General features: G+C 58.6%; 21 protein-coding genes and 2 pseudogenes. 13 read left to right on the top strand and 10 right to left on the bottom strand.

Annotated elements, in window-relative coordinates:
• The first annotated feature begins 113 nt into the window (after window positions 1–113).
• On the top strand, window positions 114–863 hold the full coding sequence (locus ACNA0J_RS06290) for an SDR family NAD(P)-dependent oxidoreductase (protein WP_415817511.1): 750 nt from the start codon (window positions 114–116) through the stop codon (window positions 861–863).
• Between the two features lie 60 nt (window positions 864–923).
• Here the strand turns inward: ACNA0J_RS06290 and ACNA0J_RS06285 are convergent, their stop codons facing one another.
• Window positions 924–1,595 carry a GntR family transcriptional regulator gene (locus tag ACNA0J_RS06285; RefSeq protein WP_415817509.1) on the bottom strand — a complete coding sequence of 224 codons (672 nt, stop codon included), beginning with the start codon at window positions 1,593–1,595 and terminating at the stop codon, window positions 924–926.
• A gap of 78 nt (window positions 1,596–1,673) precedes the next feature.
• On the opposite strand from ACNA0J_RS06285, the gene ACNA0J_RS06280 reads away from it, so the two are divergent.
• The 11 genes from ACNA0J_RS06280 to ACNA0J_RS06230 all read left to right on the top strand — a co-directional run bounded on the left by ACNA0J_RS06280 (window position 1,674) and on the right by ACNA0J_RS06230 (window position 13,125).
• Window positions 1,674–1,877, top strand: a complete 204-nt coding sequence (locus tag ACNA0J_RS06280) for a hypothetical protein (RefSeq protein WP_415817507.1) — start codon at window positions 1,674–1,676, stop codon at window positions 1,875–1,877.
• The gene (locus tag ACNA0J_RS06275) at window positions 1,874–3,268 is read left to right on the top strand and encodes an amidase (RefSeq protein WP_415817505.1); all 1,395 of its coding nucleotides are present in this window, start codon (window positions 1,874–1,876) and stop codon (window positions 3,266–3,268) included. Before ACNA0J_RS06280 ends, ACNA0J_RS06275 begins: the two co-directional genes overlap by 4 nt.
• Window positions 3,256–4,452, top strand: coding sequence for a CaiB/BaiF CoA transferase family protein (locus tag ACNA0J_RS06270; RefSeq protein ID WP_415817503.1), 1,197 nt, complete (start codon window positions 3,256–3,258; stop codon window positions 4,450–4,452). The genes ACNA0J_RS06275 and ACNA0J_RS06270 overlap by 13 nt, the downstream gene beginning before the upstream one ends.
• Before the next feature lie 16 nt (window positions 4,453–4,468).
• Window positions 4,469–5,269, top strand: coding sequence for an enoyl-CoA hydratase (locus ACNA0J_RS06265; protein WP_415817501.1), 801 nt, complete (start codon window positions 4,469–4,471; stop codon window positions 5,267–5,269).
• A 77-nt stretch (window positions 5,270–5,346) separates the two neighbouring features.
• Window positions 5,347–6,324, top strand: coding sequence for an ABC transporter substrate-binding protein (locus ACNA0J_RS06260; protein ID WP_415817499.1), 978 nt, complete (start codon window positions 5,347–5,349; stop codon window positions 6,322–6,324).
• 75 nt (window positions 6,325–6,399) lie between these two features.
• Entirely contained in the window at window positions 6,400–7,233 is an 834-nt protein-coding gene (locus ACNA0J_RS06255; RefSeq protein ID WP_415817754.1) for an ABC transporter permease, read from the top strand.
• A 7-nt stretch (window positions 7,234–7,240) separates the two neighbouring features.
• A complete protein-coding gene (locus ACNA0J_RS06250) occupies window positions 7,241–7,990 on the top strand; it encodes an ABC transporter ATP-binding protein (RefSeq protein ID WP_415817497.1) in 750 nt (249 codons plus the stop codon).
• Window positions 7,991–8,004: 14 nt separating this feature from the next.
• Complete coding sequence (locus tag ACNA0J_RS06245; RefSeq protein WP_415817495.1) at window positions 8,005–8,871, top strand: polysaccharide deacetylase family protein; 867 nt, start codon at window positions 8,005–8,007, stop codon at window positions 8,869–8,871.
• Window positions 8,872–8,945: 74 nt separating this feature from the next.
• Window positions 8,946–10,298 (top strand): MmgE/PrpD family protein, encoded by a 1,353-nt coding sequence (locus tag ACNA0J_RS06240; protein ID WP_415817493.1) that lies wholly within the window; start codon window positions 8,946–8,948, stop codon window positions 10,296–10,298.
• A gap of 163 nt (window positions 10,299–10,461) precedes the next feature.
• Complete coding sequence (locus ACNA0J_RS06235) at window positions 10,462–12,069, top strand: ATP-binding protein (protein ID WP_415817491.1); 1,608 nt, start codon at window positions 10,462–10,464, stop codon at window positions 12,067–12,069.
• 111 nt (window positions 12,070–12,180) lie between these two features.
• A complete protein-coding gene (locus ACNA0J_RS06230; protein ID WP_415817488.1) occupies window positions 12,181–13,125 on the top strand; it encodes a LysR family transcriptional regulator in 945 nt (314 codons plus the stop codon).
• On the opposite strand, the gene ACNA0J_RS06225 is transcribed toward ACNA0J_RS06230, so the two are convergent.
• The 5 genes from ACNA0J_RS06225 to ACNA0J_RS06205 are packed head-to-tail and all read right to left on the bottom strand — an operon-like array spanning window position 13,122 to window position 19,929.
• Window positions 13,122–14,666, bottom strand: coding sequence for a M81 family metallopeptidase (locus tag ACNA0J_RS06225; RefSeq protein ID WP_415817486.1), 1,545 nt, complete (start codon window positions 14,664–14,666; stop codon window positions 13,122–13,124). The genes ACNA0J_RS06230 and ACNA0J_RS06225 overlap by 4 nt on opposite strands.
• Window positions 14,667–14,684: 18 nt before the next feature.
• On the bottom strand, window positions 14,685–16,277 hold the full coding sequence (locus tag ACNA0J_RS06220; RefSeq protein ID WP_415817484.1) for an ABC transporter substrate-binding protein: 1,593 nt from the start codon (window positions 16,275–16,277) through the stop codon (window positions 14,685–14,687).
• Between the two features lie 30 nt (window positions 16,278–16,307).
• The gene (locus ACNA0J_RS06215; protein ID WP_415817482.1) at window positions 16,308–18,152 is read right to left on the bottom strand and encodes a dipeptide ABC transporter ATP-binding protein; all 1,845 of its coding nucleotides are present in this window, start codon (window positions 18,150–18,152) and stop codon (window positions 16,308–16,310) included.
• Between the two features lie 2 nt (window positions 18,153–18,154).
• The gene (locus ACNA0J_RS06210) at window positions 18,155–18,988 is read right to left on the bottom strand and encodes an ABC transporter permease (protein WP_415817480.1); all 834 of its coding nucleotides are present in this window, start codon (window positions 18,986–18,988) and stop codon (window positions 18,155–18,157) included.
• Entirely contained in the window at window positions 18,988–19,929 is a 942-nt protein-coding gene (locus ACNA0J_RS06205; protein WP_415817478.1) for an ABC transporter permease, read from the bottom strand. The genes ACNA0J_RS06210 and ACNA0J_RS06205 overlap by 1 nt, the downstream gene beginning before the upstream one ends.
• A 393-nt stretch (window positions 19,930–20,322) precedes the next feature.
• Here ACNA0J_RS06205 and ACNA0J_RS06200 point away from each other — a divergent pair, with 393 nt between their 5' ends.
• Complete coding sequence (locus ACNA0J_RS06200) at window positions 20,323–21,300, top strand: Abi family protein (protein WP_415817476.1); 978 nt, start codon at window positions 20,323–20,325, stop codon at window positions 21,298–21,300.
• Between the two features lie 6 nt (window positions 21,301–21,306).
• On the opposite strand, the pseudogene ACNA0J_RS06195 reads toward ACNA0J_RS06200, so the two are convergent.
• The 4 genes and pseudogenes from ACNA0J_RS06195 to ACNA0J_RS06180 all read right to left on the bottom strand — a co-directional run.
• Window positions 21,307–23,195: pseudogene (locus ACNA0J_RS06195) on the bottom strand (molybdopterin cofactor-binding domain-containing protein); the annotation flags it as partial.
• A 1-nt stretch (window position 23,196) separates the two neighbouring features.
• Window positions 23,197–23,559 (bottom strand): annotated as a pseudogene (locus ACNA0J_RS06190) (xanthine dehydrogenase family protein molybdopterin-binding subunit); the annotation flags it as partial.
• A gap of 14 nt (window positions 23,560–23,573) precedes the next feature.
• The gene (locus tag ACNA0J_RS06185) at window positions 23,574–24,566 is read right to left on the bottom strand and encodes an FAD binding domain-containing protein (RefSeq protein WP_415817474.1); all 993 of its coding nucleotides are present in this window, start codon (window positions 24,564–24,566) and stop codon (window positions 23,574–23,576) included.
• Window positions 24,567–24,570: 4 nt separating this feature from the next.
• Window positions 24,571–25,230: a 2Fe-2S iron-sulfur cluster-binding protein gene (locus ACNA0J_RS06180; RefSeq protein WP_415817472.1), complete on the bottom strand. Its 660-nt coding sequence runs from the start codon at window positions 25,228–25,230 to the stop codon at window positions 24,571–24,573.
• Between the last annotated feature and the right edge of the window lie 35 nt (window positions 25,231–25,265).

Below are 25,265 nucleotides of genomic sequence, written 5' to 3'. Positions count from 1 at the left end.
AATGACTATCAGGCATAAATCAAAGCACCATTGTAGGACTATTGCGTCATTTTGTTCCAAATTACATTGGCGTCACACATCACAACAGGCACCGCCTGAAAGGAAAATTTGACGTGAACAAACTGACAGATAAAGTCGCCATCATCACTGGCGGAAACAGCGGCATCGGCTTGGCCACCGCAAGGCTTTTCATCGAGGAAGGTGCATACGTCGTGATCGTCGGGCGCCGTCGTGACGCGGTCGATGGCGCTGTCGCGGAACTCGGGCCCAGGGCGCTGGGCGTCACGGGCGATCTGGCCGACCTGACGACGCATGACCGCGTCGCAGCGTTAGTAGCCGAACGCTTTGGCGGCGCTGACATCTATATGGCCAACGCGGGCGTCAACACGATTACGCCTTCAAACGCGGTCGGAATCCAAGAGTACGACGCTCAGTTCGATACCAACACTCGAGCCGTATTCTTCGGCGTGCAAAAGATCGCGCCGCTGATGCGTAACGGTGGCGCGATCTTGCTGACCAGTTCGATAGCGAGCGGCAAGGTCCTGGAAGGACATGCCGTCTATGCAGGGACAAAGGCCGCGATTGAGGCCTTTGCACGCAGTTGGACGCTGGAATTCAAGGACCGCGGCATCAGGGTGAACGTCATTAGTCCGGGACCAGTCGATACGCCGATTCTCGCGAAGCTGGGCGTCGCTGCTGCCGATCGGCCGGCGTTTGAGGCGGGGGTTGCGCAGGCGATTCCCCTGGGGCGTTTGGGTCAACCAGAGGAGTTGGCGCGGGCTGCGTTGTTTTTAGCGAGTAATGACGGGAGCTTCATTACAGGAGTTGTGTTGAATGTTGATGGAGGGATTGCGTTGACTTAAGCGTCAAGTGAAGCGGGCGCAATATCGCCCCCCTCACCTATCGTGACAGACGCCACGCCTTCAGTCCCCCGCCTGCGTCAGCATGGAGCGAGGCAGATTGATCAGAAAGTCCGCCAATCCTTTGGAACTCTGCGACAGGCTGATGTGGTGTGACATTTTCTCCTGAGCAAGCATCGCGTCGCCCGCCAGAATCGCCTGTAATAACTCCTCGTGCTGATCGTACGACTCACGCAAACGACCCACCGCGGTGAAGGCATGCTTCAAATAGGCGCCAGTACGCGCGCGCAACCGTAGCAGCTCTTGGCGCAAATACGGATTGCGACAGCCTTTGTAAAGCACCTCATGAAAGTCGTGATTAGCCTGACGCCAGCCGTCTGCGTCTTCCGCTTCAATCACCGCTGCCGCGTCAGCATGGACGCGCGCCAACTCGGCACGTTCTTGCTGCGTCATCCGCTGACAAGCCATGCGGGCCGCCACAGCCTCCATTTCCCCCAGCAGCTCCCACACGGCAAGTAGCTCTTGTACGTCCATTTTTGCGACGGTCATCCCGTTACGCGGCAAGCTGTTCAGCATGCCTTGGACTTTCAACTGCAATAGCGCCTCGCGCACCGGTGTGCGCGACACATTGAACTGCGCCGCCAGTTCATTTTCATCGATAGCGTCGCCAGGCAAAAGAACACCGTTTCGGATGTCGTCCTCGATGGCCAGGCGGATTTGTTCGCTGATTTTCACGTTTATGAATACATACAAACACTGATATAGAAAAATTATAAGGTGATTTATAAATATATTTAAGAGATCGGAAAATACATGAAGAGATCACTCGCCTGCCCCATCGCTGATGTGAACCTGGCTCAGACCGCTCCCCAGGAGGACGTCATCGCTGTTGCATTGCAACATACACTCTCTCTCCAGCACATCGTTGCAAGCGAGGCGGAGTGCGCACATATCGCAAAATCTTTGCGGCGCATTGCTCCGCCCGACAGTGAAGTGCTGCCGAGGAAATCGGCGTGACCCAGACCGCTCTCCGAACACCTGCAGGACTGCCCGCCAGCATTGACGCCTTGCGTGCCCTGTTGCGCGACGGCGAATTGACCGTACCCGAGGCGCTGGCCGTCCAACAGCAAGCGTTGCGCAAAGACCGCTGGCATTGTGTCGCGCACATACCGGAATTGCCCGAAGTACAGCTGGATGCGTCATTGCCCCTCGCCGGCGTGGGCGTGGCGCACAAAGATATCTTTGTCCTGCCGAACCGGCTCCCCAGCTGCGGTGTGGATGGCCCACCGTCAGGATGGTCGGCAACACGACACGCAACCGTAGTGCAGCGCCTGACGAAGGCAGGAGCCCCCCCGTTGGCGATGTTGGGCATGGCACCATTCGCCGGCGGAGCAACCGCCGAAAATAGCGCGTATCCGCCTATGCACAATCCGATCGACCCCGGTGCCGCCGTGGGCGGCTCGTCCAGTGGATCAGGCGTCGCCGTAGCGGCCGGATTGTGTTACGCCTCGCTAGGCACCGATACGGCGGGATCCGTACGCATGCCTGCCGCGACATGCGGCATAGTAGGCCTGAAAACTACCCATGGCCTGGTTCCTGCCCAAGGCGTAGCACCGCTGGCGCCGTCACTGGATACAGTAGGGCTGCTGGCGCGCAGCAGCTCGGATGTGATGACAACCCTAAGCTGCGCGTTGACCGCCGCTCAAGCGCGCAAACTGCATGCCACGTATGACGCGGCGCAACGCGACGGCTTACGCATCGCGGTGAGCTGGACACATGCGAATCCAATCGGTGAGCTTTCGCCCGGCGTCGCGCAAGCGCTGGACTCGTTGGCCTGCGCGCTAAACGTCCCGGCAGAGCGTTCGATAAAAGACTTGCGCGAATTGCAGCGTTTGGCAGAAATATCTCTGTATGCCGAGGCAGCCAGCGTCCATGCACCGGCACTGCGTGCTCGCACACATCTGCCCACCCTGGTTCGCAACCTGGCGCTGACCGGCTCAGCCATCCCGGTCACTTGGTATCTGAATGCCCGCCGCGAGCAGTCAAGCCGATGCCGGGAATTCTTGAGCACTGCGTTATCCGATGCCGACATCCTGCTCACCCCTGCCCTGCCGCGCGGCGTGCCAGACAGCGGACTTGTCACGACGACATCTGCCGACTTTCAACCACGCGAACTCGTGGCGATGTTCAGTTGGATGTCGTTTGTGAATTACCTGGGTTTACCCGCCATCGTTCTGCCCATTGCTTGCGATATAGGCGGACGGCCGATTTCGGTCCAGGCGATCGCCCGTCCGGGCAAGGAGGGGCTGCTGATCGCATGGGCACAGCAGGTAGAACAACGTTGGCCAGACGCCTTTTCATCTCTGTCCACTTCAAATAAAGAAAGAAACCAGACATGCCTCAAATAACTGCATCAAAAGCCTTGCAGCGTTTCCGTGTGCTGGACTTATCGCGTGTGCGCGCAGGCCCGACTTGTGTACGTATGCTGGCCGACTTCGGGGCCGATGTGATCCGAGTCGAACCGCCGGCGGGCATAGACCCCAATGAGGCCATGTTCGCAGCTGACCGGTGGAGCGGCGACTTTCAAAATTTAAACCGCAACAAACGATCGTTGACCTTGAATCTCAAGACTGCCGAAGGCCGCGAGGTGCTCAAGCGTCTGGTCGCTGGTGCCGACGTGCTGGTGGAGAACTGGCGTCCCGATGTCAAAGCACGCCTAGGTGTGGATTATGAGTCATTGCGATCGATCAATCCTCGCATCATTCTGGCCAGCATCTCCGGATTCGGCCAAGATGGTCCGTATGCCAAGCGGCCAGGGTTCGATCAGATCATCCAAGGCATGGGCGGTCTGATGTCGGTTACCGGTCTTCCCGGACAAGGCCCAGTGCGCGCGGGTTTGGCCGTGGCTGACTCCAGCGCCGGTCTATACGCGGCGCTCGGCATATTGACGGCATTGCTCGAACGCGAAGAGTCTGGGGAAGGCCAATGGCTACATACGTCCCTACTCCATGCGCAGATTGCGATGATGGATTTCCAAGGGGCGCGGTATCTCAATGACGGGGACATCCCTCGTCAAGAAGGCAACGATCATCCGACCAGCAGTCCGATGGGCCTGTTTCACGCGAAAGACGGTCAATTCAACTTGGGAGCATCGGGCGAGGGCAACTGGAGGCGTTTTTGCGAGGCCATCGGACACACCGAATGGATGGACGATCCCGAGTTCGAAAATGAAAAGCTGCGCGTGAAACATCGTCAGCGCTTGAATCAAATGATCCAAACCGTCTTCATGACGGCGACGGTGGCAGACTGGGTCCAACGGCTGAACGCCGCGGGCGTCCCCGCGGGGCCCGTGTATTCGGTCCCACAAATGTTCGAAGACGAACAGGTCCGGCATCTAGGAGTGGCCAAGACCGTAGCCGCCTGGCAAGGAGGGCAGCGCACCATGATTACACAGCCCGTCACACTCGCACGTACGCCAGCCGACATCGCCCGCACGGCGCCTGGTTGGGGTGAGCACACTGATGAGGTACTGCGCGAGATTGGCTATGACGAGCGGGACATTGAAGCACTGCGCGGCGCAGGCGCTGTCTGAGTGGGAGGTGACCAAGATGAGCGTGCATACTCAACCAGGGCATTTGAAAGTCGATGAGACAAACGGCATCGTCACGATCCATATCTGCAACCCGGCACGCTTTAATGCAATGTCGCTCTCGATGTGGGAACAGATGGCCGTCATAGTCGCGCAAGCGGAACGATCAACGACTACCAGAGCTCTGGTGTTGGCCGGCGAAGGTGACCGTGCATTCATGTCGGGTGCGGATATTTCCGAGTTCGGCAGATTACGCAATGACCCCGAGCAGATAGCGCGTTATGGCCTGGCCGTGAACAATGCCCAGAACGCGCTCAGTGAAACGCGGCATCCGACCATTGCCGTGATTCGCGGCATCTGCATGGGCGGCGGTATGGGCCTGTCGTTGGCGTGTGATCTACGGTATTGCACGGATGATTCACGTTTTCGTATGCCGGCAGCAAAATTGGGATTGGGCTATGCCCGCCCAGGGGTCCAACGGATGCGCGAAGTTCTAGGCAGCGCCCGCACCACAGAGCTCTTTATGACCGCACGCACCTTCGACGGTATCGAAGCCGCCCGTATTGGAATGGTGCATGAAGTATTTGCCCGCGCGAGTTTCGATCAAAGCGTCGCCGAGCGTATTGCCGCAGTGTCTGGCAACGCGCCGTTGACGATAACAGCAGCCAAGCTGGCATTACGTCATCTGGCGGGAGGCGAGAATGCGCCGTCCAGCAGCGAGGTCGACGCCGCCACCGACGCCTGTTTTTTGAGTCAGGATTACCAAGAAGGGCAACAAGCCTTTCGCGACAAGCGCCCGCCAGCGTTCAACGGGCGATAGCGTTCAATATCGAGTCATCATCCGAAGCTTCGTTGGTACACCTTGCGGTCCTTAATAAATGATCAGGGGAAGTGAAAATGAGAAAGTGCAATGTGTTGATGTTGGTCGCCGCTCTCGGCATGTACTGCGGTCTGGCCCAGGCAGTGGGCCCTCAGCCTCCCGCAGGCAAAGAAAAACAAGTACTGACTGTGGGCTTCGTCAAGGTGGGGCATCTTTCTCCCATTATTGACGTCCCTGAGGCAGTAAAAGCGTGCAACGTCGAAATCAAACCCATCGAGTTCGTGCGCTATGCCGACGCGCGTACCGCATTGTTGTCGGGATCGGTCGACATCTCGGGCATAGGCCCTGCGGATCTCGCCATTGCGCTGGCGCAAGGCAGCGACAAGCTGATCGGCCTGACAGGCGTCGCGGCCTCGCCTAAATATCTCGTCACGCGTAAAGGGGTAAAGATCGACGAGTGGAAGGATATCGCGGGCAAGCGTATCGGTATTGCACCGGGTTCCGCGGTATGGTTCCAATGGGCGGCCACACTGGCCGAAAAAGGTGTTCCATACAACAGTTTCACGGCGGTGAATATACAAGGCGGCGGTACGGCATTCGTGCAAGCGCTCAAGCGTGGAGACATTGATGCCGTCGCGCTATGGGAACCCTTCGAATCCCAGTTGGTGGCCGACGGCACCGCGACATTCTCCAAGAATCTCGAATACAGCCAATCAAAAGCCGTGGGTGCGGAACTCGGCCTGCTCGCCGCGACTCGCGATGCGGTGACCAATAAGCGTGAAGCCGTAAAGTGCTTTCTGTGGGCCTACAAGTCAGCGGAAGAAAAACTGGCCAAGGACCCTGAGCTCTTCGCACAGACCTACTCGAAATATACCGGCCTGCCCGTCGAGGTCACTCGTGAATCCGTCAAGCTCATCAACCTGGGTGGAGTGTTGGACCTCGAACAATTGCAACGTCAAGCCAAGACCTTCAATGAACTAGGCGTCATCCCCAAAGATGTCAGCGGCGAGATAGGCAAAGTCTGGGACCCCAGCCTCTTGAAAGAAGTCATGTAATCACTACGTCCTGCTCGTTTCCAGAAGGGAACGAGCAGGACAGAGGAGTCGCGCGTGAGCGAATCAAGTGTAAAAATTCCCGTCCCGACCGTAGCTGGGCGAGCCGATCGGCGCCATAACGCCGCGGTAAAGCGAACAGCCTTGGCGCTATTGGTACCCGTACTCGTCTTGATTGGTTGGCAGGTGATTGGCCAATCTGACCAGTTCGCCGGTGCGGTCCCCACACCTGGACGTGTCGCCTCGGCGTGGTATGACTGGATCTTCGCCGAGGCGGGAATGGGACTGAATCCCTATCTGGGTACCTGGTTCAGCAATGTTCAGTACTCCACCATGCGCGTAATTCAGGGCTTCGCACTGGCGATGCTGCTGGGTATACCGCTAGGGCTGGCGATCGGCTGGAGCCGTATTGCATCGCTGACGCTGGATCCGATGGTACAGGGCCTGCGACCCATACCGATCACAGCATGGCTGCCCTTTTCGATTGCCGTATTCGGCATTCGCGATATGGGCTCAATCTTTCTCATTTTCCTGGGCGGTTTCTATGCCATCGTCGTAAACACCACCCAAGGCGCACGCGACATTGATCGAAATCTGGTGCGTGCAGCCTCGATGATGGGAGCCTCGTCGAGCCAGTTGCTGCGCCGAGTCGTTCTGCCTGCGGCCATGCCCTCGATCTTCACGGGTCTGCGTATCGGGCTGGGCATTTCCTGGACCGCCGTCATCGTCTCGGAAATGGTGGCCGTGAAATCGGGGCTGGGCTACGTATTGTGGGACGCGTATTACGTCGGCCGCATGGACATCGTGCTGGCGGATATGGCATCCATTGGGTTGATGGGCTTCATCAGCGATCGCTTGATCGTCGCGGTGGAGCGCAAGGTCCTGGTATGGCGCATGCTGCAAAATCATTGAGAAACCCATGTCTGATATTTTTGTAAATGAACTCAGCAAGACCTACGGCGGAGCCTCCCCAGTCCAGGCGCTCGATAACATCGATTTGACGGTCGAGGCAGGTGAGTTTGTGGCGCTACTAGGCCCATCTGGCTGTGGAAAATCCACGCTATTGAACCTCATTGCCGGTTTCGAGACACCGTCGTCCGGCACCTTGAAAGTCGGCGGCGAACCCGTCGCATCCCCAGGTCCTGCTCGCGGTGTTGTCTTTCAGGAAGCGGCGCTATTCCCTTGGTTGAATGTATGGGAGAACGTCGTATTTGGCCCAAAGATCGCAGGAAGGCCCAAAAAGGAATATGTCGAACGGGCCGAAGACATGCTGAACATTACGGGGCTGTCCGCATTTAAAAAACACCTGCCTGTGCAATTATCGGGAGGCATGCGCCAACGCGTAGGCATAGCCCGTGTCCTGACACTGGGCTCGAAGGTCCTGTTGATGGACGAACCGTTCGGCGCACTCGACGCGCAGACCCGCCTGACCATGCAGGAACTGCTGCTGTCGGTTTGGCAAAAGCTGCGAACAACCGTGGTCTTTGTGACCCACGACATCGATGAAGCCATCCTGCTGGCCGATACGATTTATGTCATGTCCGCACGTCCAGGACGCATCGCCACTCGAATCACCGTTCCCATCGAACGTCCGCGCAGCCTGGATCTCATCACGAGCAAGGTTTTCAACGGCCTCAAGCGCGACATCATGCAACAGATGCGTCACTGACCTGGACCACCCTCATGGCAAATCCTCGAGTTCCCTATGCGTTTTCAAATGATCGTCCCCCGTTGACACCTCCGGACGCAGGCAAGATTCTCGTGCACCTGGTGGTCAATGTCGAGAACTGGAGCCTCGACCACCCCATGCCGCGAACCATTATCACACCGCCGCATGGCAAAGAAACGGTACCGGATGTGCCCAACTTCAGTTGGGCCGACTATGGCATGCGCGCCGGCTTGCCGCGCATGTTGGAGGCCATCACGTCCCGCGGCCTGCCTGCGTCGACGAGCTGCAATGCCAGTGTGATCGACGCCTATCCCCGCGCGGCACAAGCCATGCTGCAGGCTGGCTGGGAATTCATCGGTCACGGCATGCACCAGAAAGCCATCAACCATGGCGGCTCTGAACTCGAGACGATCCAGGCATGTCTGGAGAAAATCAAATCGTTCACCGGTCAACGCACGCGCGGCTGGCTCAGCCCCGGGTTGCGCGAAACATACGATACGGCCGATATTCTGGCCGCCAACGGGGTTGATTATGTTTGCGACTGGGTCATCGACGACCTACCCAATTGGATGAAGGTCAAAGAAGGCCGCCTCGTTCAGATGCCCTACAACCTGGAGCTGAACGACTCGGTCATTTACGCTGTTGAAAAGCACTCATCGCCAGAGTTCTTGCTGCGCCTGCAGCGCACGCTCGCACTGTTCGAACGCGAGATTGAAAAACAACCCAGAGTGTTGGCGCTCGGCCTTCACCCCCATTTGATGGGAGTACCGCACCGCTTCGGTTATTTCGAAGAAATGCTGGATCTACTAGTGCAGCATCCACAGGTGGTCTTCATGAATGGCAGCGCCATAGCCGATTGGTTCATGGGCCAAGAGATATAACCCATGCCTGCATCCCATCGCCGCGATATACGCCTCGCGATTCATGTCCATGCAGGCGCAGCGCGGCAAACAACATGACGCTCGCCGACCGGTTGGCCCAACACTGCGCTCGCCCGATTCGCGCAGGCGATCGCAAACGTGCCAGTTTGCACCTGGTGGCGTGGACCGGTGCCGCAGCATTGGCCGCGTCAGCACCATCTGCCCAGCCATTCTGGCAGGGCTTGAAGGCCTTATCATTGCCTGACGATCCGTGGCACACGCTATTGTTCGAGGCCAGCCTGGGCAGTCTTTTCGAAATGGATGACACGCATCGTCAGGCGCTGGTGCATCCCGCCCCGGTCATCGTCCCTGTCGCGCTCGCCGTTGCCCGCCAGAACGGTGCCAGTGGCCAGGCGATTCTCGACGCAATGGTGCGCGGTTACGAAGCGATGATTCGCATGGGCATGAGTGTCGGACCCACACACTACCGTTACTGGCACAACACGTCCACATGCGGTACGGTGGGCGCCGCTGTTACCGCTGCTCATCTGCTATGCCTGAGTGCCGAGCAAACGGCACACGCTATCCGTCTTGCGCTGGTGCAGACATCCGGACTATGGCAAACGCGGCTCGATCCCTGCGATGCGAAACCATGGCACCTGTCACGCACTGCACAAACGGGGGTGCAAGCTGCCTATTTGGCTCAAGCAGGCCTTCGCGGTCCCGCCTTTGCCTTGGAGGGAAAAAAGGGATTCTTCGCCGCGACCTGCCCTGACGCGCGGCCAGAAATGTTGGCCGCAGTGCTGGATGCCGACTGGCAGATCCACGCGACCAGCTTCAAACCCTGGGCAGCCTGCCGCCATGCCCATCCGGCCATCCATGCCGCAGTCGGCTTGCGTGATACGTGGTCGTCCCAGGCCGACGCTCTACCTTGGGCCGAAGTGCAACACATAGAAATCCGGACCTATGACGATGCCATTGCATTTTGCGATCGCCCCGATCCAAGCGATGCCGCTCAGGCACGGTTCAGTTTGCAGCACGGCGTGGCCGTCGCGCTCTGTCATGGAGCCCCCTCACCGGCAGCGTTCGACGCACCTGCCATCGCAGACCCGCAGATTTTCACGTTGCGCAAGACGGTCCGTTTAGTCGCCGATGCCGAATACTGTCAACGCTACCCGCTTCACTTCGGTGCCAGGGTGACGGTGTACTGGCACAACGGCAAATGCCTGAGTCATGCGGTGCACGACACATTGGGCGATCCAGAATGCCCATTAAGTGAGACGGTGTTATTGGGCATTGCCGATAACGCATTGGCGAGCGCGGGCTGGCAGGAATCCGAGCGCCATGCACGGCTCGCACACACCTGCGCACTGACTCAAGACACAACAGGAACAGGGGTGGCCGCGCTATCCCCCTTACGGCCCAGGGATACATCGCCGAGCTCATAATCGGCGTGAACGCCCCTGCTCGCACCTCCTCTGAAAGCCTCCCCTTACGGGGGTTGTGTTGAATCTGGATTGAGGGCGAGATTGCCTTGACCTGAATAAAATACTTGCCAGAGCGAAGCATTCCGCGTAATTGCACTGGAATGCTTCGTCGCAACACTCCGGCATGATTCTTGCTGCCTACCTGGGCTATTCAGGGCGAGGGAAAAAAATGGATTTCTCGGCAAAACTTCCGACGGAAGATCTATATCGGTTATTGATCGACGCGGTCCGGGACTACGCGATCTATCTCCTGGACATCAACGGACAGATTATCAGCTGGAACACGGGCGCCGAGCGCTTCAAAGGTTACTCAGCGGACGAGATTATCGGCCAGCATTTTTCGGTTTTCTATACCGAAGAGGACCGAGCTGCCGGTATTCCGCAGCTAGCCTTGGCCACCGCGAGAACAGACGGCCGATTCGAAGCCGAGGGGTGGAGAGTCCGTAAGAATGGAACCAGATTTTGGTGCAGCGTCGTAATTGACCCCGTCTACGACGACCAAAAAAAACTTATCGGATTTGCAAAAATTACCAGGGATATTACGGAGCAAAAATCCCATAGCGAGGAACTGCAGGCCGCTCGCGACTCCATGCACCATGCGCAACGGATGGAAGCCATAGGCCGCTTAACTGGCGGTGTGGCACACGATTTCAACAACTTCCTGACTGCGATCAGATTCTCGGCAGAATTCCTGAAAAGGTCGAAGGACCTTCCAGAGCCGATGAAGCACTATGTCGATGTCATTTGGGATACGACCGAACGCGCCGCGCAATTGACCCGGCAGTTGCTGGCCTATGCAAAGAAACAACCGCTCCAGCCGCATGTATTCGACGTACGAGAGAATCTATCAGCGCTGAGGCAACTCTTTGAGGCCTCGGTCGGATCGTCAATCGCGTTGACCTATGAACTGGGCCCAGGGAATTGCACGATATTCGCCGATCCCGGTCAACTTGAATCGACGTTACTCAATCTTGTAATCAACGCACGAGATGCCATGCCGGCAGGAGGCACACTGACCATAGCTGTCCGCCATATTGAGAATATTCCTTCCTCTACTGCCGTTTCCAATAAGCCAGAAGGTCATGTTGCTCTGTCAGTGCGCGATACGGGAACAGGCATCGAGCCGGATATTCTGACACATGTCTTTGAGCCGTTTTTCTCGACAAAAAGTGCTCACGAAAACTCCGGACTCGGGCTTAGCCAAGTACAAGGTTTTGTGCGGCAATCGGGCGGCGACGTACGAGTGCAGAGCGTTCCCGGACAAGGAACGGAACTCACGTTATATCTACCTGCCGCGGAGCCTCTGCTGCGCATCGCCGGCACATCCATCGACAAAGACCTGAGTCATGCCATTGGCGCTCAAAATGACATCCTGTTGGTTGAGGACAATGTCATGGTCGGCGAGGTCGTTTTTGCCATGCTCAAGGACCTCGGCCAGCATCCGGTTTGGCAGAAAGACGCTCCGTCTGCGTTACGTGCTCTAGAAAAAAATGACGGGCAGTTCGACATCGCCATCTTGGACGTCGTATTACCGGGCATGAACGGCGTCGACCTAGCGAGACAAATTCGCACGCAGTGGCCCAGCATATACATCGCACTAGCGAGCGGATACAGCGACGTCATAACGGGACCAGAGGCCGTTGAATTCCCATTGATGCAGAAGCCGTATTCCTTGGACATGCTGAGGCAGGTGTTGCGCAAAGGCGCCACAAGACCCCATGCGGCTCCCTAAGGGGCGGCCGCCCTTGCGCCGGCTGGCCCATCGAGCCAGCACGGACGCTCTACCGGCAACTGTCAGTTAGTATAAGGACCCAATCCATTTCGACCAGCCCCGGCTCACGTCATGCTAAACACCGCCTTGCAGTATTTCTTGGGAGTCGTAGATACAGGATCATTGACCGGGGCCGCGCAAAAACTGCATGTTGCGCCATCAGCCGTCAGCCGGATGATCCGCAAACTGGAAGAAGAGCACCAGACGCTGTTGTTCGATCGTCATGCGCGCGGCATGGTGCTGACCGAGGCAGGACAACTGCTCAAAGCCTATGCGCGCCGCGCCGCTCTGGAATCCGAGCGTGCCCGCGCAGACATCCGTGAATTAAGCCAAGTCGGCCAGAAACTCATCCGAATTTCCGCCAATCAGGCGTTTGGCCGCGAATTGTTGCCCCGTGTCATCGGCAAGGCTCTGGCCATGGAACCTACCCTGCGCTTTGAACTGACTACCCTGCAGTCGTTGGAAATCAATCGCCGCGTGCGCGAGGGCGAAGACGACATCGGTGTCAGCTACAACCTGTCTCCGCCGCAAGGGGTGGATGTTCAATATGCCAGGAAAATGCCCGTATTTGCGATCATGTCGCCTGCTCATCCGCTCGCGAAACACAAAGTGCTGTCGCTACGCGAATTAAAAGATCACCCTGTGGCACTCATGGGGGCAGGCAGCACGATACGCTTCATGGTCGATCTATGCTGCATGCATGAGAATATCAAGCTCAACGTGGCCCTCACCTGTAATAACCAAGAGGGCATTCACACCAGCTGCACGGACTGGGGCGCCATTGGCTTTTCCAGCGACCTGACGGTCAGGGGGCTGACCGAACGCGGCGAGCTTATCGCCGTCCCGCTATCGAACAGCAGTTTGCACCAGCGCAACTGTCACATTCAGACCATGGCTGACCGTCACCTGCCCAGCAGCGTGGTGCGCTTTGTGGACATGTTGCGCGAGCATATCGAGGCGGCCTATGACCATCCGGCGTGGATGATGGCCGCCATCGAGACCGATACACCGCGCTAGTCGGTAACTTCTGATGCCCACTCCGGCTCGTGCCAGACAACGTCATTGTCCAACGGCCATACCGGCCGCGGCAGGCGTTTGAAGTCGACCTGTTTCAGATTGGGTGTGGTCAGCCCGGGACTATCAACGTCGTGAATACGCTCGTCAGGGAAGAACTCGTCAAACCCCGCTCGGTAGTGACCGCGGCTTTTGACAATGACGTGGCCAGCGCGAGCAATATCGACGCCATGCATCTCCAGGATCGCCGGTTCGGCCAACTGACGGCGCAGACTGCCCACCACCACCAACATCCCTGATTCAACCAACTCCAATAGACAAGTCGACCCTAACGAGAACTTGCGTCCCCGCATAATGCCGCGCCGCCCCATACCCTCGCCATCGGTCAGTTTCAGCACTCGAGCACGCGAGGTATAGCGCCGCGAATACAGGCTTTCCTCGCGATTAAATACGGCATCGAACTCCGTGCCGACACCGAGTTTCTCTGCGTCGGCCACCAACGCCGGATCCACGAACACACCGAGCACGACGTTCGGGATACGCGCCTCGTCGAAAGCCGTCAACAACCATGACGTATTGCCTCGACCGCCGCCTCCGGGGTTATCCGCAACATCGGCAAATAGCAGAGGTTTGCTGGCCTCTCGCGCCAACTCGACTGCGCGCTCGACAGAGATGGTGTTAGCCACGTAGCGCGCCCGATCCGCCCACCCCGCGCGGGCCACTTGCAACGCCGTACGACGCGCGGCTTGCAGATCACCGCGTGACGTCACTGTGATGGTGACACCGCATTTAGGCAGATCGGAAAACACAAAACCTGCGCAAACGGAAACGTGGGCGATGGGGCCTTCGCCGCGTTTCTGCGTCAAACGCGTGCCCATTGCTACCATATCCGCATAAGGCCCGCTAGACGTCAATAACGTGACCGACGGTGGTGTCAATGGTAAACGTATGAATGCCGTCTCCATGCGCGTTCCACCCAGCATCTCATGAATCAGGTCGGCCGCATCAGCTGCACGCTCTCGCTGATCGACGTGCGGATTGGTACGGTATGCCACCAATGCGTCCAGCGCGTCTACGGTTTCCTGAGACACATTGCAATGCAAATCATGCGTGGCGATGATGGGCACGTCTGGCCCCACGATGTGGCGCAACCGCTGCGCCAGAACGCCTTCGGTATCGTCTTCGCCCTCTGCCGACGAAGCACCGTGGTTCGCCACGTACACCGCGTCCACAGGCATGGCAGCCAACAGGCGGCGTTCCACCTCTGCCACAAAAGTTGCCCATACCTCGGTGCTGGCCGGGCCGCCCGGAGGCGCCCCGACCACGATCAATGGCGCTGGCGTCCAGGACCCTAGCTCGTCCATACGGGCATAGAACCCCGTCACCTCGCTAGGCAAGCGGCTCACGCCACGGGCCAGTTCGGTAATCGTCTCGCCCTCTTCCCAGCATTGGGCTCGGAAATCTTCCTCTACCGACAGGGGAGAAAAGGCGTTGGCCTCCAGGTGAAAGCCCAGAACAGCGACTTTCGGTGTTTTGCTACTCATGTGGATCTCCCTTTTGCCTCAGCCCTTGTGCACGGTGTAGAACAAAGACATTTGCGGCTGGAAGTCCTTCCATTCCTTGCGCAAGGCGCTGACGGGATAGCTCGCGCCCAGCGGAATGTACGGCACATCCTCAAATACCTGCAGCTGGATTTCGCGGCATATTTTCTTTTGTGTTTCCAGGTCCGGCGCGTTGAACCAATCCAGACGCAGCTTTTCGATGCGTTCGCTGGTCGGCCATCCGAACCAGGCTTGCTTACCATTGCCGCGCAGTGCCAGGTGACCTGCAGGGTCCAGGTTGTTCGGACCGGTATTGCCCGTGAAAGCGACGCTCCAGCCGCCTGCGGTGGGCGCATCCTGATTGTTGCGGCGCTGTACGGCAGTGCCCCAATCCATCGTCTGCAAATCGACATTGAAACCCAGGCGCTTGAACAAATCGGCCGTGACGAGCGCAGCGGCGTGCCACGTAGGAAAATCCACCGGGTCCAACAACACGACTTTTTCCCCGTTATATCCAGCAGCCTTGATCGCCTCGCGAGCCGCCTCGATGTCACGCTTGCCGGTGATCTTCTCCATGCCGGCATCGCTGTCCATCGGCGAACCAGGCACGAACACGCCGCACTTATCGCTCCAGTATTCAGGGAAATCCGCGCCATTCATGGCGGTCATATATTCCGTCTGATTCACCGCGCTGAGTACGGCACGGCGAATAGCAGGATTATTGAACGGTGCATGCAGATGATTGAAACGCATCACACCGATGGTTGGCAGGCTGCGCTTGACCAAATGAACGCTGGGATCTGCGGTCAAAATAGGCAGGAAATCGTTGTCCACCATCTCTACGCCGTCGACCTCACCCGCCTGCAATGCCGCGATAGCGGTAGCACGGTCAGGGATGATGTGCCAACGCACCTCATCTACGTGCGCGACCTTCGGCCCGGCAGTGAACTCGGGTTTACGGTCATCCGGACGCGGCACATAGCCGGCGAACTTCTCATACACCACCCGTGAACCGGACATCCATTTGTCGGCGACAAATTTGAACGGACCGCTGCCCACCATTTCCTTGACAGCCTCGGTCTCTGGCAATTGGGCCAGGCGCTCCGGCATGATGCATGCCATGTTGCCCGACTGGCGCCCAAGTGCGTTCAGAATCAATGGAAAAGGTTTCTTCAGCTTGAACTGAAGCGTCTTGTCGTCCAAGGCCGTCAACGATTCCGTCGACTGCATCAGGGATTTCCCCATCAGGTCTTTCTTGGCCCAACGCAAGATACTCGCTACCGCATCCTGCGCACGTACCGGCGAGCCATCGTGAAACACCAAACCGTCACGCAGCGTGAGTTTCCATATCAGGCCGTCGTTTTCACTGACGTGATTGGCTACCATTTGCGGGCTGGGCTGATAGTCATTATCCAGGCCGTACAAGGTGTCGAATACCAATTGTCCATGCACCTGCGTCACGGCAGCAGTCGTGAACACCGGATCCAACAACGTCAGGTCGGCTTGCGGCACCCAGCGAAACGCCAGTTTGGCAGATTGTGCGAAAGACATACCCGGCAACGCCCAGGCGGCAGCCGATGCAGATGAGGCCAGCAGAAAACTTCTACGATCCATTTTGATCTCCGGGATAAAAAGGAAAAACGTTCAGTACGCACCGCCAATCCGGTGCCGCGCAACAAAGTGGCCGTCGCCGACCTGAACCAGCGGTTGCACATCGGGCTCATCACCCACGGCTCGTACAGGACTGGGCAACTCGCTCAGTTCCAACACGCCACCACGACGAGCGCTCGGATCCGCGATGGGTACCGCCTGCATCAGCTTGCGGGTATAAGCATGTTGAGGATTCTCGAAAATCGCCTGGCGCGGGCCGATCTCGACGATCTGCCCCAGATACATCACCGCGACGCGATGACTGATCCGTTCCACTACGGCCATATCGTGGGAAATGAACAATAGGCTCACGCCCAGGTCGCGCTGCAGATCAATCAGCAAGTTCACGATTTGTGCCTGTATGGACACGTCCAGGGCAGACACGGACTCGTCGGCAATCAATACTTTGGGATCAACCGACAGCGCGCGCGCAATGCAGATGCGCTGCCGTTGGCCGCCTGAAAACTCGTGCGGCCAGCGTCTCAGCATCGATGCATCCAACCCCACGCGTTCAAATAGCTCCGCCGCTCGGCGATCTGCCTGAGCGCCACCGTAGAGACCATGGATCAGCATCGGCTCTTTGACGCAATCGCCCACCCGCATGCGGGGATTCAACGAGGCAAACGGGTCCTGGAACACGAACTGCATATTGCGACGGAGCAAACGCAGCCCTGCAGCGTCGTCCTGGTTGATCGGCCGCCCCTCAAAGGTGATCGTGCCGCGTGTGGTTTTGGCCAAACGCAGCAATGACCGGCCAGTCGAAGTCTTTCCGCACCCGGACTCCCCTACCAATGCCAGCGTCTCGCCCCCGTGCAAGTCGAAATTGACCTGTTCCACGGCATGGACGCGTTTCTTGACGCGAGCGAACACGCCGCCGCGCACGTCGAACCGGGTCACCAGATCCCGCACGCCCAGCACGACGTCCGGCTTGGCCGCCACAGCGGGCGGCGGCTCCGCTTGGCCGGTTTCCGACAGCAGAGGAAACCGCGCCGGCAAGGTCGTGCCGCGCATCGCACCTAGTCGTGGCACCGCCGCCATCAACGCTTTCGTATACGGATGGCTGGGCGCTTTGAACAGTCCATGGACATCGTTGTTTTCGACCACATCACCTTTACGCATCACCATCACGCGGTCGGCTACCTCGGCCACCACGCCCATGTCGTGCGTAATGAAGATGACGCCCATGTCCATCTCGCGCTGCAGCTCGCGGATGAGCTGCAGGATTTGCGCCTGGATGGTGACATCCAGTGCGGTGGTCGGTTCGTCAGCGATCAACAGTGTCGGTTTGCATGACAAGGCCATGGCAATCATCACGCGCTGCCGCATGCCACCGGACAGTTCATGCGGATAGCGCCCCATGATGGCACTGGCACCAGGGATGCGAACCTGATCCAGGATACGAATGGCCGCAGCGCGCGCCGTCGCGGCATCGCCGGGCTGATGCAAACGAATGGCCTCGACGATCTGTGCTCCCACCGTGAATACCGGGTTCAACGACGTCATGGGCTCCTGGAAAATCATGCCCAGATCGTTGCCTCGCATGGCCCGCATACTGTCTTCGGACGCTGCGACCAGGTCCACGGCCTCGCCAGTGGCACGATGCAGGGTCATGCGCCCGCTTTCGATACGGCCGCCGCCAAATTCCACTAGCCGCATCACCGCTAACGAGGTTACCGATTTACCCGAACCGGATTCACCTACGATAGCGAGCGTTTCGCCACGATCCACGTGCAGGTTCAGCGAATTGACCGCGCGGAAGGTCTTTTCACCCTGGCCAAAAGCGATCGACAAATTCTCGACCTCGAGCACGCGCCGGGTCTTTGAGGTATGTGCATCCATCTTCAAATCCTCTTGGCCATGCGCGGATCCACCGCGTCACGCAGTCCGTCGCCCAGCATGTTGATAGCCAGGATCGTGATCGACAGAAACAGCGCAGGGAAAGCGATCAAGTGCGGCTTGATCTGCCACAGTGCACGGCCCTCGGCCATGATGTTGCCCCACGACGGCACCGAGGGCGGTACACCGGCGCCGATAAAGGACAGGCTGGCTTCAGCCAGGATGGCTACGCCGCAGATATAGGTAGCCTGCACCATCAATGCTGCCAAGGTGTTGGGAAAAATATGGCGCAACACGATACGCAACGGGCTGGCACCAGCGGCCACTGCTGCCTCTACATAAGGTTGCTCACGCAACGACAGCACCAATCCACGCACCAGACGCACTACGCGCGGCACCTCGGCGATCGTGATGGCGATGATCACATTCTGCAACGACGCGCGCGTCAGTGCGATCAATGCAATCGCCAGCAGGATCGTAGGAATGGACATGAAGCCATCCATAATGCGCATCACCACCGCATCGACCCACCGGACGAAACCCGCAGCCAAGCCGATCGCGACCCCGATCACGGTAGACAACGCCGCCACCGAGAATCCGACGATCAACGAGATGCGCGCGCCATAGATCACGCGAGAGTACACATCGCGGCCAAGCAGATCAGTGCCGAACCAGAACTGCGCACTAGGTGCACGCGTACGATGAATAGGAGACAGCGCCGTCGGGTCCACTGTTCCTAAAAAAGGCGCAAAAATCGCGGTCAGGAACAGCAACAACAGCAGCAGACCACCGATGGCTGTCGTCGGATGCCGCTTGAAAAAACCGATAAAAGTAATCATCAGTATTTGATCCTCGGATCGAAGGCGCGATACAACAGATCGACCAACAGGTTGACCAACACGTACATAAAGCTGAAGAGCAAAATGACGCCCTGAATGATCGGGTAGTCGCGCCGCAGAATGGCATCGACCACCAGCCGGCCCAGCCCGGGAATGGAAAACACAGTCTCGGTCACCACCGTGCCGCTGATCAGCAACGCGACGCCACTGCCGATCACGGTAATGATGGGCACGGCGGCGTTCTTTAACGCATGGCGAAACAGCAGGCCGCGATTGTTTACGCCCTTTGCACGCGCGGTGCGCACGTAATCCTGGCTCAACGTTTCCAACAGCGTGGCGCGTGTGATCCGCGTAATCAGCGCGACGTACACGCTACCCAGCGCCAGAGCCGGTAATACCAAGGTATGTACGGAGGCCCAGAATCCCGTCGACAGAGGAACGTACCCCTGCACCGGGAACCATCGTAGTTGCAGACCAAAGAACCAGGCCAGCAAGTAACCCACGGCAAACGAAGGCACAGAGAAACTGAATACCGCCAGGACCATGATGGTGCGATCCTGCAGGCGGTTATGCTTCCATGCCGCCAATGCACCGATTGGAATGGCGATGATGACCGAGACGATCAAGGTCATCAGCATTAGCGAGAAAGTCGGGGCGAGCCGCTGGCTGATCATGTGGGCCACCGGTTGACCGGTGAATAACGACATGCCGAGATCGCCGTGCAACACGTTCCAGCTCCAGACACCGAAGCGTTGCAGGAACGGTTGATCCAGCCCCAACGTGGCCCGGATGCGCAGAATGTCATCGGGCGTTGCGTCTTCCCCCGCCAGCAAGGCAGCGGGGTCCCCCGGCGCCAGGTCAAGCAAGCCGAACACGAATAGCGCGACGAACAGCATGACGGGTAAGGTCATGAACAGCCGCCGCAATGTGTACGAAAGCATTGTTTCCCTTTATCTAGTCAAGCCGCGGCTCACGACCGCCGACGGCTACCCCGGATTGCCCTGCAAAACTACGCAGAACGACTTGCGCCGGATTCTAGATAGAGGGGAGCATTCAATCCATATCAATATTTCTAAAACAACGTTGCTTTTATTGGAAGGCTTGAGCAAAGCCTTAGCGTTGTTGGTTCTGCGGAAAGAAAGACGCCGCNGCGCCTAGGGAATTCCCTAGGCGCTGCGACCGCAAACCGCCCCCCCTCCGCAGTTGACTCATCACCTCGATCTAGGCGAAAATATTCCTAACGCAACCCGCCACACTTGTTGTCTTCGGACAATGTGCCTCTCCTGAGGCTAGTGCAAAAGGCGGGTTTTTCACGTCTATATCCTGTGCAACACATGATTTCTAGCCATACACGGCCACCAGATGTTGTTCAAAACAATCAAAGAGCGTTCAGCAAACCGCACCTAGATCCCAAAGAACTGTTAGCCAAACTACGTGCGCGGGGCATGGTAGTCGACGCCGGGACAGCCCTTCCCTATTTGACCCAGGTCGGCGGCTATCGCATGAAAGGATATTGGTATCAGTGGATCGATCCGCAATCGAGGAGGTTTCAACAAGGAACCTCCTTCGATAAGGTCATCGAGCGCTACGAGTTCGACAGAGAGTTGCGGCGCATCACCGGTGACGCGCTGGAGCGAATCGAGCTAATGGTGCGCGCCTCGATCTCGAACACCATGAGCAAGCACGAGGGCCCGCATTGGTTCATGAAGGACTCCCTCTTCAAAACATCTCCCTCATCTGTCGAAAGATCCGCGAAGGTTAAACAAAGACCACGCAAACGGACACTATACGAACTCGTGATTGAAGAAGTCAGCCGAATGCGGCACAAACCTTTTATTGCGCATTACTTGAAACAGTACAACGAACCTGCATTTCCACCGAGTTGGGCGATCAGTGAGTGCCTTTCGTTTGGCGCATGGTCTACTGTTTACCCGACGCTGAGCAATGTCGAATACCGCAAAGAAATCAGCCGGCAATTCAAGGTCGAAGATACTGAAGTATTTGCCTCATGGTTACATGCTTTTTCGGTGATGCGAAATACGGTTTTTCACCATGGCCGTCTACTCGGAGCACAAACCAGTGTGACACCGCGGGACTATCACAAACGACACCTTCAGTTCAAAGGCACGCAGGCACGAGCCTTCTTCGCAACAGCAACCGTTATCAATTACGTGTGCAACAGCATACGACGCGGCCCCCGATGGAAATCAGATCTAGAGGCATTGTTTTCAAGATATCCCACAATTCCTTATGACAGTGCTCTCGGATTTCCAGAGGGCTGGCCCAATGTGCTTGGCTGGCGAACTCTTTGACCTGGCTTAATCGTTCGGCCGATCGCTGGCCGCTTCCGTCCAACCTGCCATCACTTTATCCAGCGTAACCGGGAACTCACGCACGCGAACGCCCGTTGCGTTGTAGACAGCATTGGCCACCGCCGCACCCGCACCGCACACCCCCAATTCGCCCAGACCCTTGACGCCCAGCGCATTGGCGTGTTCGTCGGGCTCCTCGAGAAACACGACATCCATCTGCGCGATGTCGCCATTGACCGGCACCAGGTATTCGGCCAAATCGTGATTAACGAAATGCCCATGACGCGTATCCAACAGAGTCTGTTCCATCAATGCTGCCCCGATGCCCCACGTCATCCCTCCAAGGATCTGCGAGCGCGCCGTCTTGGCATTGAGAATACGCCCGGCACTGATCACCGACAGCATGCGGCGCATGCGGATCTCGCCAGTATCAATATCGACTTCGAGTTCGACAAAATGCGCACCGTACGAATGTTGCGAGTACGCTTTGTACGACTCACCCATAGGACCCACGCTGCCGTCGGCTTGCAGGCCACGGGGCGCTACGCGCGCCATCAGCGTGGCAAGCGATTCTGAATGAGCACCCGCGATGATCCTCCCGCCAGCAAAACGCAGCGTGGCCGCATCGGCCTCGCGGTATGGTGATCCTGCAGCCTCGGCAATCTGGCGCTTGATGGCTTGGCAGGCCGCTAACACCGCATTGCTCGTGCTGGCGGCGCCCCACGAACCGCCCGAACCGGCAGTGCGAGGATGGCGACTGTCGCCCAGTTGCACTCGTACCGCCGACATGGGAACCCCGAGGTTCTCAGCGGCGACCTGAGTGATGATCGTGTAGGTACCAGTTCCGATATCGGTCATGTCCATACTGACAGTAACCCGGCCCATCGCATCGATAGCGACGCGGGCGGTGGAGGCCCCGATGTAGTTGGGGCGGATGGCAGCCGCCATACCCATGCCGATCATTTTTCGCCCCTCGCGCACGCTGGCCGGCTTGGGATTACGATGCTTCCAGCCGAAACGCTCGGCACCGGTGCGCATGCATTCCACCAGATTGCGGGCAGAAAACGGCACACCGCGCTCGGGGTCTTGAGCGGGTTCGTTACGCACACGCAGCTCGATCGGGTCCAACGCCAAGTGCTCGGCCAGCTCGTCCATGCCGCACTCATAGGCCAGCATGCCAGGCGCCTCCCCCGGCGAGCGCATCCATTCGCCGCGATTCAGATCCACAGGCACCAGACGATGACGGGTCAGACGATTGGGGGCAGCATACAAGTGACGGGCGAAAACCGCGGTCTGTTCGCAAAACTCCTCAAAGCGAGAGGTAGCGGAATACACGTCATAGCCCATCGCCGTCAACCTGCCGTCCGGCTGCGCGCCCAGGCGCAGCTGATGCACCATGGCCGCACGATAGCCAGCGTTGGCATACATCTGTTGACGTGTCAGAGCAATTTTGACGGGACGCTGCAATACCCTCGCGGCCAGCGCCGCCAGAATGGCGTCGGCATGAGGAATCAGCTTGGCGCCAAAGCCTCCGCCTACGTAAGGGCTGATGATACGGATACGCTCAGGTGCAATGCGCAGCGTGTTGGCCAGCGTGGCACGAAAGTTATTCAGGGTCTGCGCTGACGCGTATACAGTGAGGTCATCGCCCCGCCATACCGCGATGGTAGCCTGCGGCTCCATGGGATTATGGCTTTGATACGGTGTCGCGTACGTCAGATCCAAGGCGACCGCTGCCTGCTTGAACGCGCCCTCAAAGTCTCCCACCGCGCTGTCGGGGGCCATCCCCGCATTGACACGTGGCGGCGTATAGGCCTGCCCCAAGCGTGACGTCAGTTCGACATCGGCCTTTTCCTCGTCGTAGCGCACACGTATCAGACGGGAGGCCGCCCGGGNGGCCTCGAAAGTTTCGGCCACGACGAGCGCAACCGGTTCGTCGTAATAGCGTACGCGGTCGTTGGCCAGGGCGGGCCGGGCACGTGTGAAGACATCCGGCACCTTGGGAGGCACGGCAGGGCCGAATTCCGGCTGTGCGGGCGCGTTGCGATGGGTCATGACATACAAGACACCCGGCGCGCGGCGTGCGGCGCTGTCATCAATGTCCGTGATGCGCCCCTTGGCGATGGACGCCCCCAGGATGTAGCCATGGGCAGCCTGCCCGGCTTCGGTGTGTTCGTATGCATAGGTAGCCCGGCCTGTGACTTTCAACCGACCATCAATGCGGTCGACGGGCTGGCCGATGAGGCTCTGAGTTTGCATGGATGTGGTCATGGTCAGGTTCGCGAGTTTTGGGCGGCTGTCGCCAACGCCTGTTGCAGGGTCCGCTTGGCCAACGGAATCTTGAAATCGTTACCGCCGTGGCCCTGCGCTGCAGCCAGGGCGGCCTCGGCGGCAGCCGCATAGGCTCCTGCCGCGGCCTGCTGTCCTGTCAGGCTCTGCTCTGCGGCCACGGCACGCCACGGTTTGGGCGCAATTCCTCCTAATGCGATGCGGGCTGTGCGCACTTGGCCACCTGAGGCATCTAGCACCACCGCTACCGAGACCAGCGCGAACGCATACGACGCACGATCGCGCACTTTGCGATAGAGCTGGTGGCCGCGCGGCGCAGGCGGCAGCGTGACCGCCACAATCATCTCGCCGTGCGCCAGCTGGGTTTCAATATGCGGCGTCGTGCCGGGCAACCGGTATAGCTCGGTGATGGGCAGGCTGCGCGCTTGGCCATCTGGCATGATGGTTTGCACTGTGGCATCCAATGCCGTCAGCGCCACGGCCATATCCGACGGATGCACCGAGATGCATTCAGCGCTGGCGCCTATCACCGCGTTCATACGATTATGGCCCTGCATGGCTGAGCACCCCGCGCCCGGTTCGCGCTTGTTGCAGGGCGTATTGGGATCGTAGAAATAGGGGCAACGCGTGCGCTGCAGCAGATTGCCGCCGGTCGTGGCCTTGTTGCGAATCTGGCCCGAAGCCCCTGCCAGCAGCGCCTGCGACAGCACAGGGTACCGGCTACGCACGCGGCTGTCGGCGGCCAAGTCGCTATTGAGTACCTGGGCGCCGATACGCAGGCCACCCTCGGCAGTGTCTTCTATGATGGCCATGGGCAGCCGGCTGATATCGACGAGGTGATCAGGCTTTTCGATTTCCAACTTCATCAGGTCCAGCAGGTTCGTACCGCCGCCAATAAAACGCGCCTGTGGCTTTGCCGCGACCGCTTCCGAGGCCTGAACCGGGCTGGCAGCTCGCTCATAGGTAAAGGGCATCATGAGATCAGGCCTCCTTGGCCGCATCATGGATGGCGGCAACGATGTTGGGATACGCAGCACAGCGGCATATATTGCCGCTCATGCGCTCGCGGATCTCGGCATCGGTCAGTGCCGTCATGGGCGTGGCTACATCCTGGCTGGCATGGCTGGGCCAACCGGCGCGTACCTCTTGCAACATGCCCACTGCCGAACAGATCTGACCGGGCGTGCAATAGCCGCATTGGAAGCCGTCACGTGCGATAAAAGCAGCCTGCATGGGATGCAGTTTTTCATCATTGGCAAGGCCCTCGATGGTGGTAATGTCATCGTCCTCATGCATCACCGCCAAGGTCAGGCACGAATTAATGCGGCGGCCATTGATCAGTACGGTGCAGGCGCCGCACTGGCCGTGATCACACCCTTTCTTGGAGCCAGTCAGCCCGATCTCGTGGCGCAACGCATCCAGGACCGTGGTGCGCGGGTCCAGCGACAGCGCATACACCTCAGCATTAACTCGCAAGCTAACGGGACGAGTCGGCAATGGCGTGGCAGTGCCTGGCACCGTCTGGGCAGCGCGCGCCTCGCGCACCGCAGTCGGCGCCGCGCTTGCGAACAACAGGCCAGTAGCGGCGCCAGCCTGCAGAAGCGCGCGTCGAGAAGGACGCGTCGGCGCATTGTTATCCATGAGTTTCTCCTGAAAGAAGGGGCAGGCGCTCAGTA

This window comes from Bordetella tumbae (assembly GCF_965139195.1).
Lineage (GTDB): Bacteria > Pseudomonadota > Gammaproteobacteria > Burkholderiales > Burkholderiaceae_B > Bordetella_A > Bordetella_A tumbae.
Note: the sequence above shows the minus strand (reverse complement) of the source record. Positions and strands in the feature narration are given on the sequence as shown.

Excerpts from the sequence above, each read along its gene's own strand:
- ACNA0J_RS06280 (WP_415817507.1), top strand. The coding sequence starts at position 1,674 with ATGAAGAGATCACTCGCCTGCCCCATCGCTGATGTGAACCTGGCTCAG.
- ACNA0J_RS06270 (WP_415817503.1), top strand. The coding sequence starts at position 3,256 with ATGCCTCAAATAACTGCATCAAAAGCCTTGCAGCGTTTCCGTGTGCTG.
- ACNA0J_RS06265 (WP_415817501.1), top strand. The coding sequence starts at position 4,469 with ATGAGCGTGCATACTCAACCAGGGCATTTGAAAGTCGATGAGACAAAC.
- ACNA0J_RS06260 (WP_415817499.1), top strand. The coding sequence starts at position 5,347 with ATGAGAAAGTGCAATGTGTTGATGTTGGTCGCCGCTCTCGGCATGTAC.
- ACNA0J_RS06250 (WP_415817497.1), top strand. The coding sequence starts at position 7,241 with ATGTCTGATATTTTTGTAAATGAACTCAGCAAGACCTACGGCGGAGCC.
- ACNA0J_RS06245 (WP_415817495.1), top strand. The coding sequence starts at position 8,005 with ATGGCAAATCCTCGAGTTCCCTATGCGTTTTCAAATGATCGTCCCCCG.
- ACNA0J_RS06240 (WP_415817493.1), top strand. The coding sequence starts at position 8,946 with ATGACGCTCGCCGACCGGTTGGCCCAACACTGCGCTCGCCCGATTCGC.
- ACNA0J_RS06235 (WP_415817491.1), top strand. The coding sequence starts at position 10,462 with ATGATTCTTGCTGCCTACCTGGGCTATTCAGGGCGAGGGAAAAAAATG.
- ACNA0J_RS06230 (WP_415817488.1), top strand. The coding sequence starts at position 12,181 with ATGCTAAACACCGCCTTGCAGTATTTCTTGGGAGTCGTAGATACAGGA.
- ACNA0J_RS06225 (WP_415817486.1), bottom strand. The coding sequence starts at position 14,666 with ATGAGTAGCAAAACACCGAAAGTCGCTGTTCTGGGCTTTCACCTGGAG.
- ACNA0J_RS06220 (WP_415817484.1), bottom strand. The coding sequence starts at position 16,277 with ATGGATCGTAGAAGTTTTCTGCTGGCCTCATCTGCATCGGCTGCCGCC.
- ACNA0J_RS06215 (WP_415817482.1), bottom strand. The coding sequence starts at position 18,152 with ATGGATGCACATACCTCAAAGACCCGGCGCGTGCTCGAGGTCGAGAAT.
- ACNA0J_RS06210 (WP_415817480.1), bottom strand. The coding sequence starts at position 18,988 with ATGATTACTTTTATCGGTTTTTTCAAGCGGCATCCGACGACAGCCATC.
- ACNA0J_RS06205 (WP_415817478.1), bottom strand. The coding sequence starts at position 19,929 with ATGCTTTCGTACACATTGCGGCGGCTGTTCATGACCTTACCCGTCATG.
- ACNA0J_RS06200 (WP_415817476.1), top strand. The coding sequence starts at position 20,323 with ATGATTTCTAGCCATACACGGCCACCAGATGTTGTTCAAAACAATCAA.
- ACNA0J_RS06185 (WP_415817474.1), bottom strand. The coding sequence starts at position 24,566 with ATGATGCCCTTTACCTATGAGCGAGCTGCCAGCCCGGTTCAGGCCTCG.
- ACNA0J_RS06180 (WP_415817472.1), bottom strand. The coding sequence starts at position 25,230 with ATGGATAACAATGCGCCGACGCGTCCTTCTCGACGCGCGCTTCTGCAG.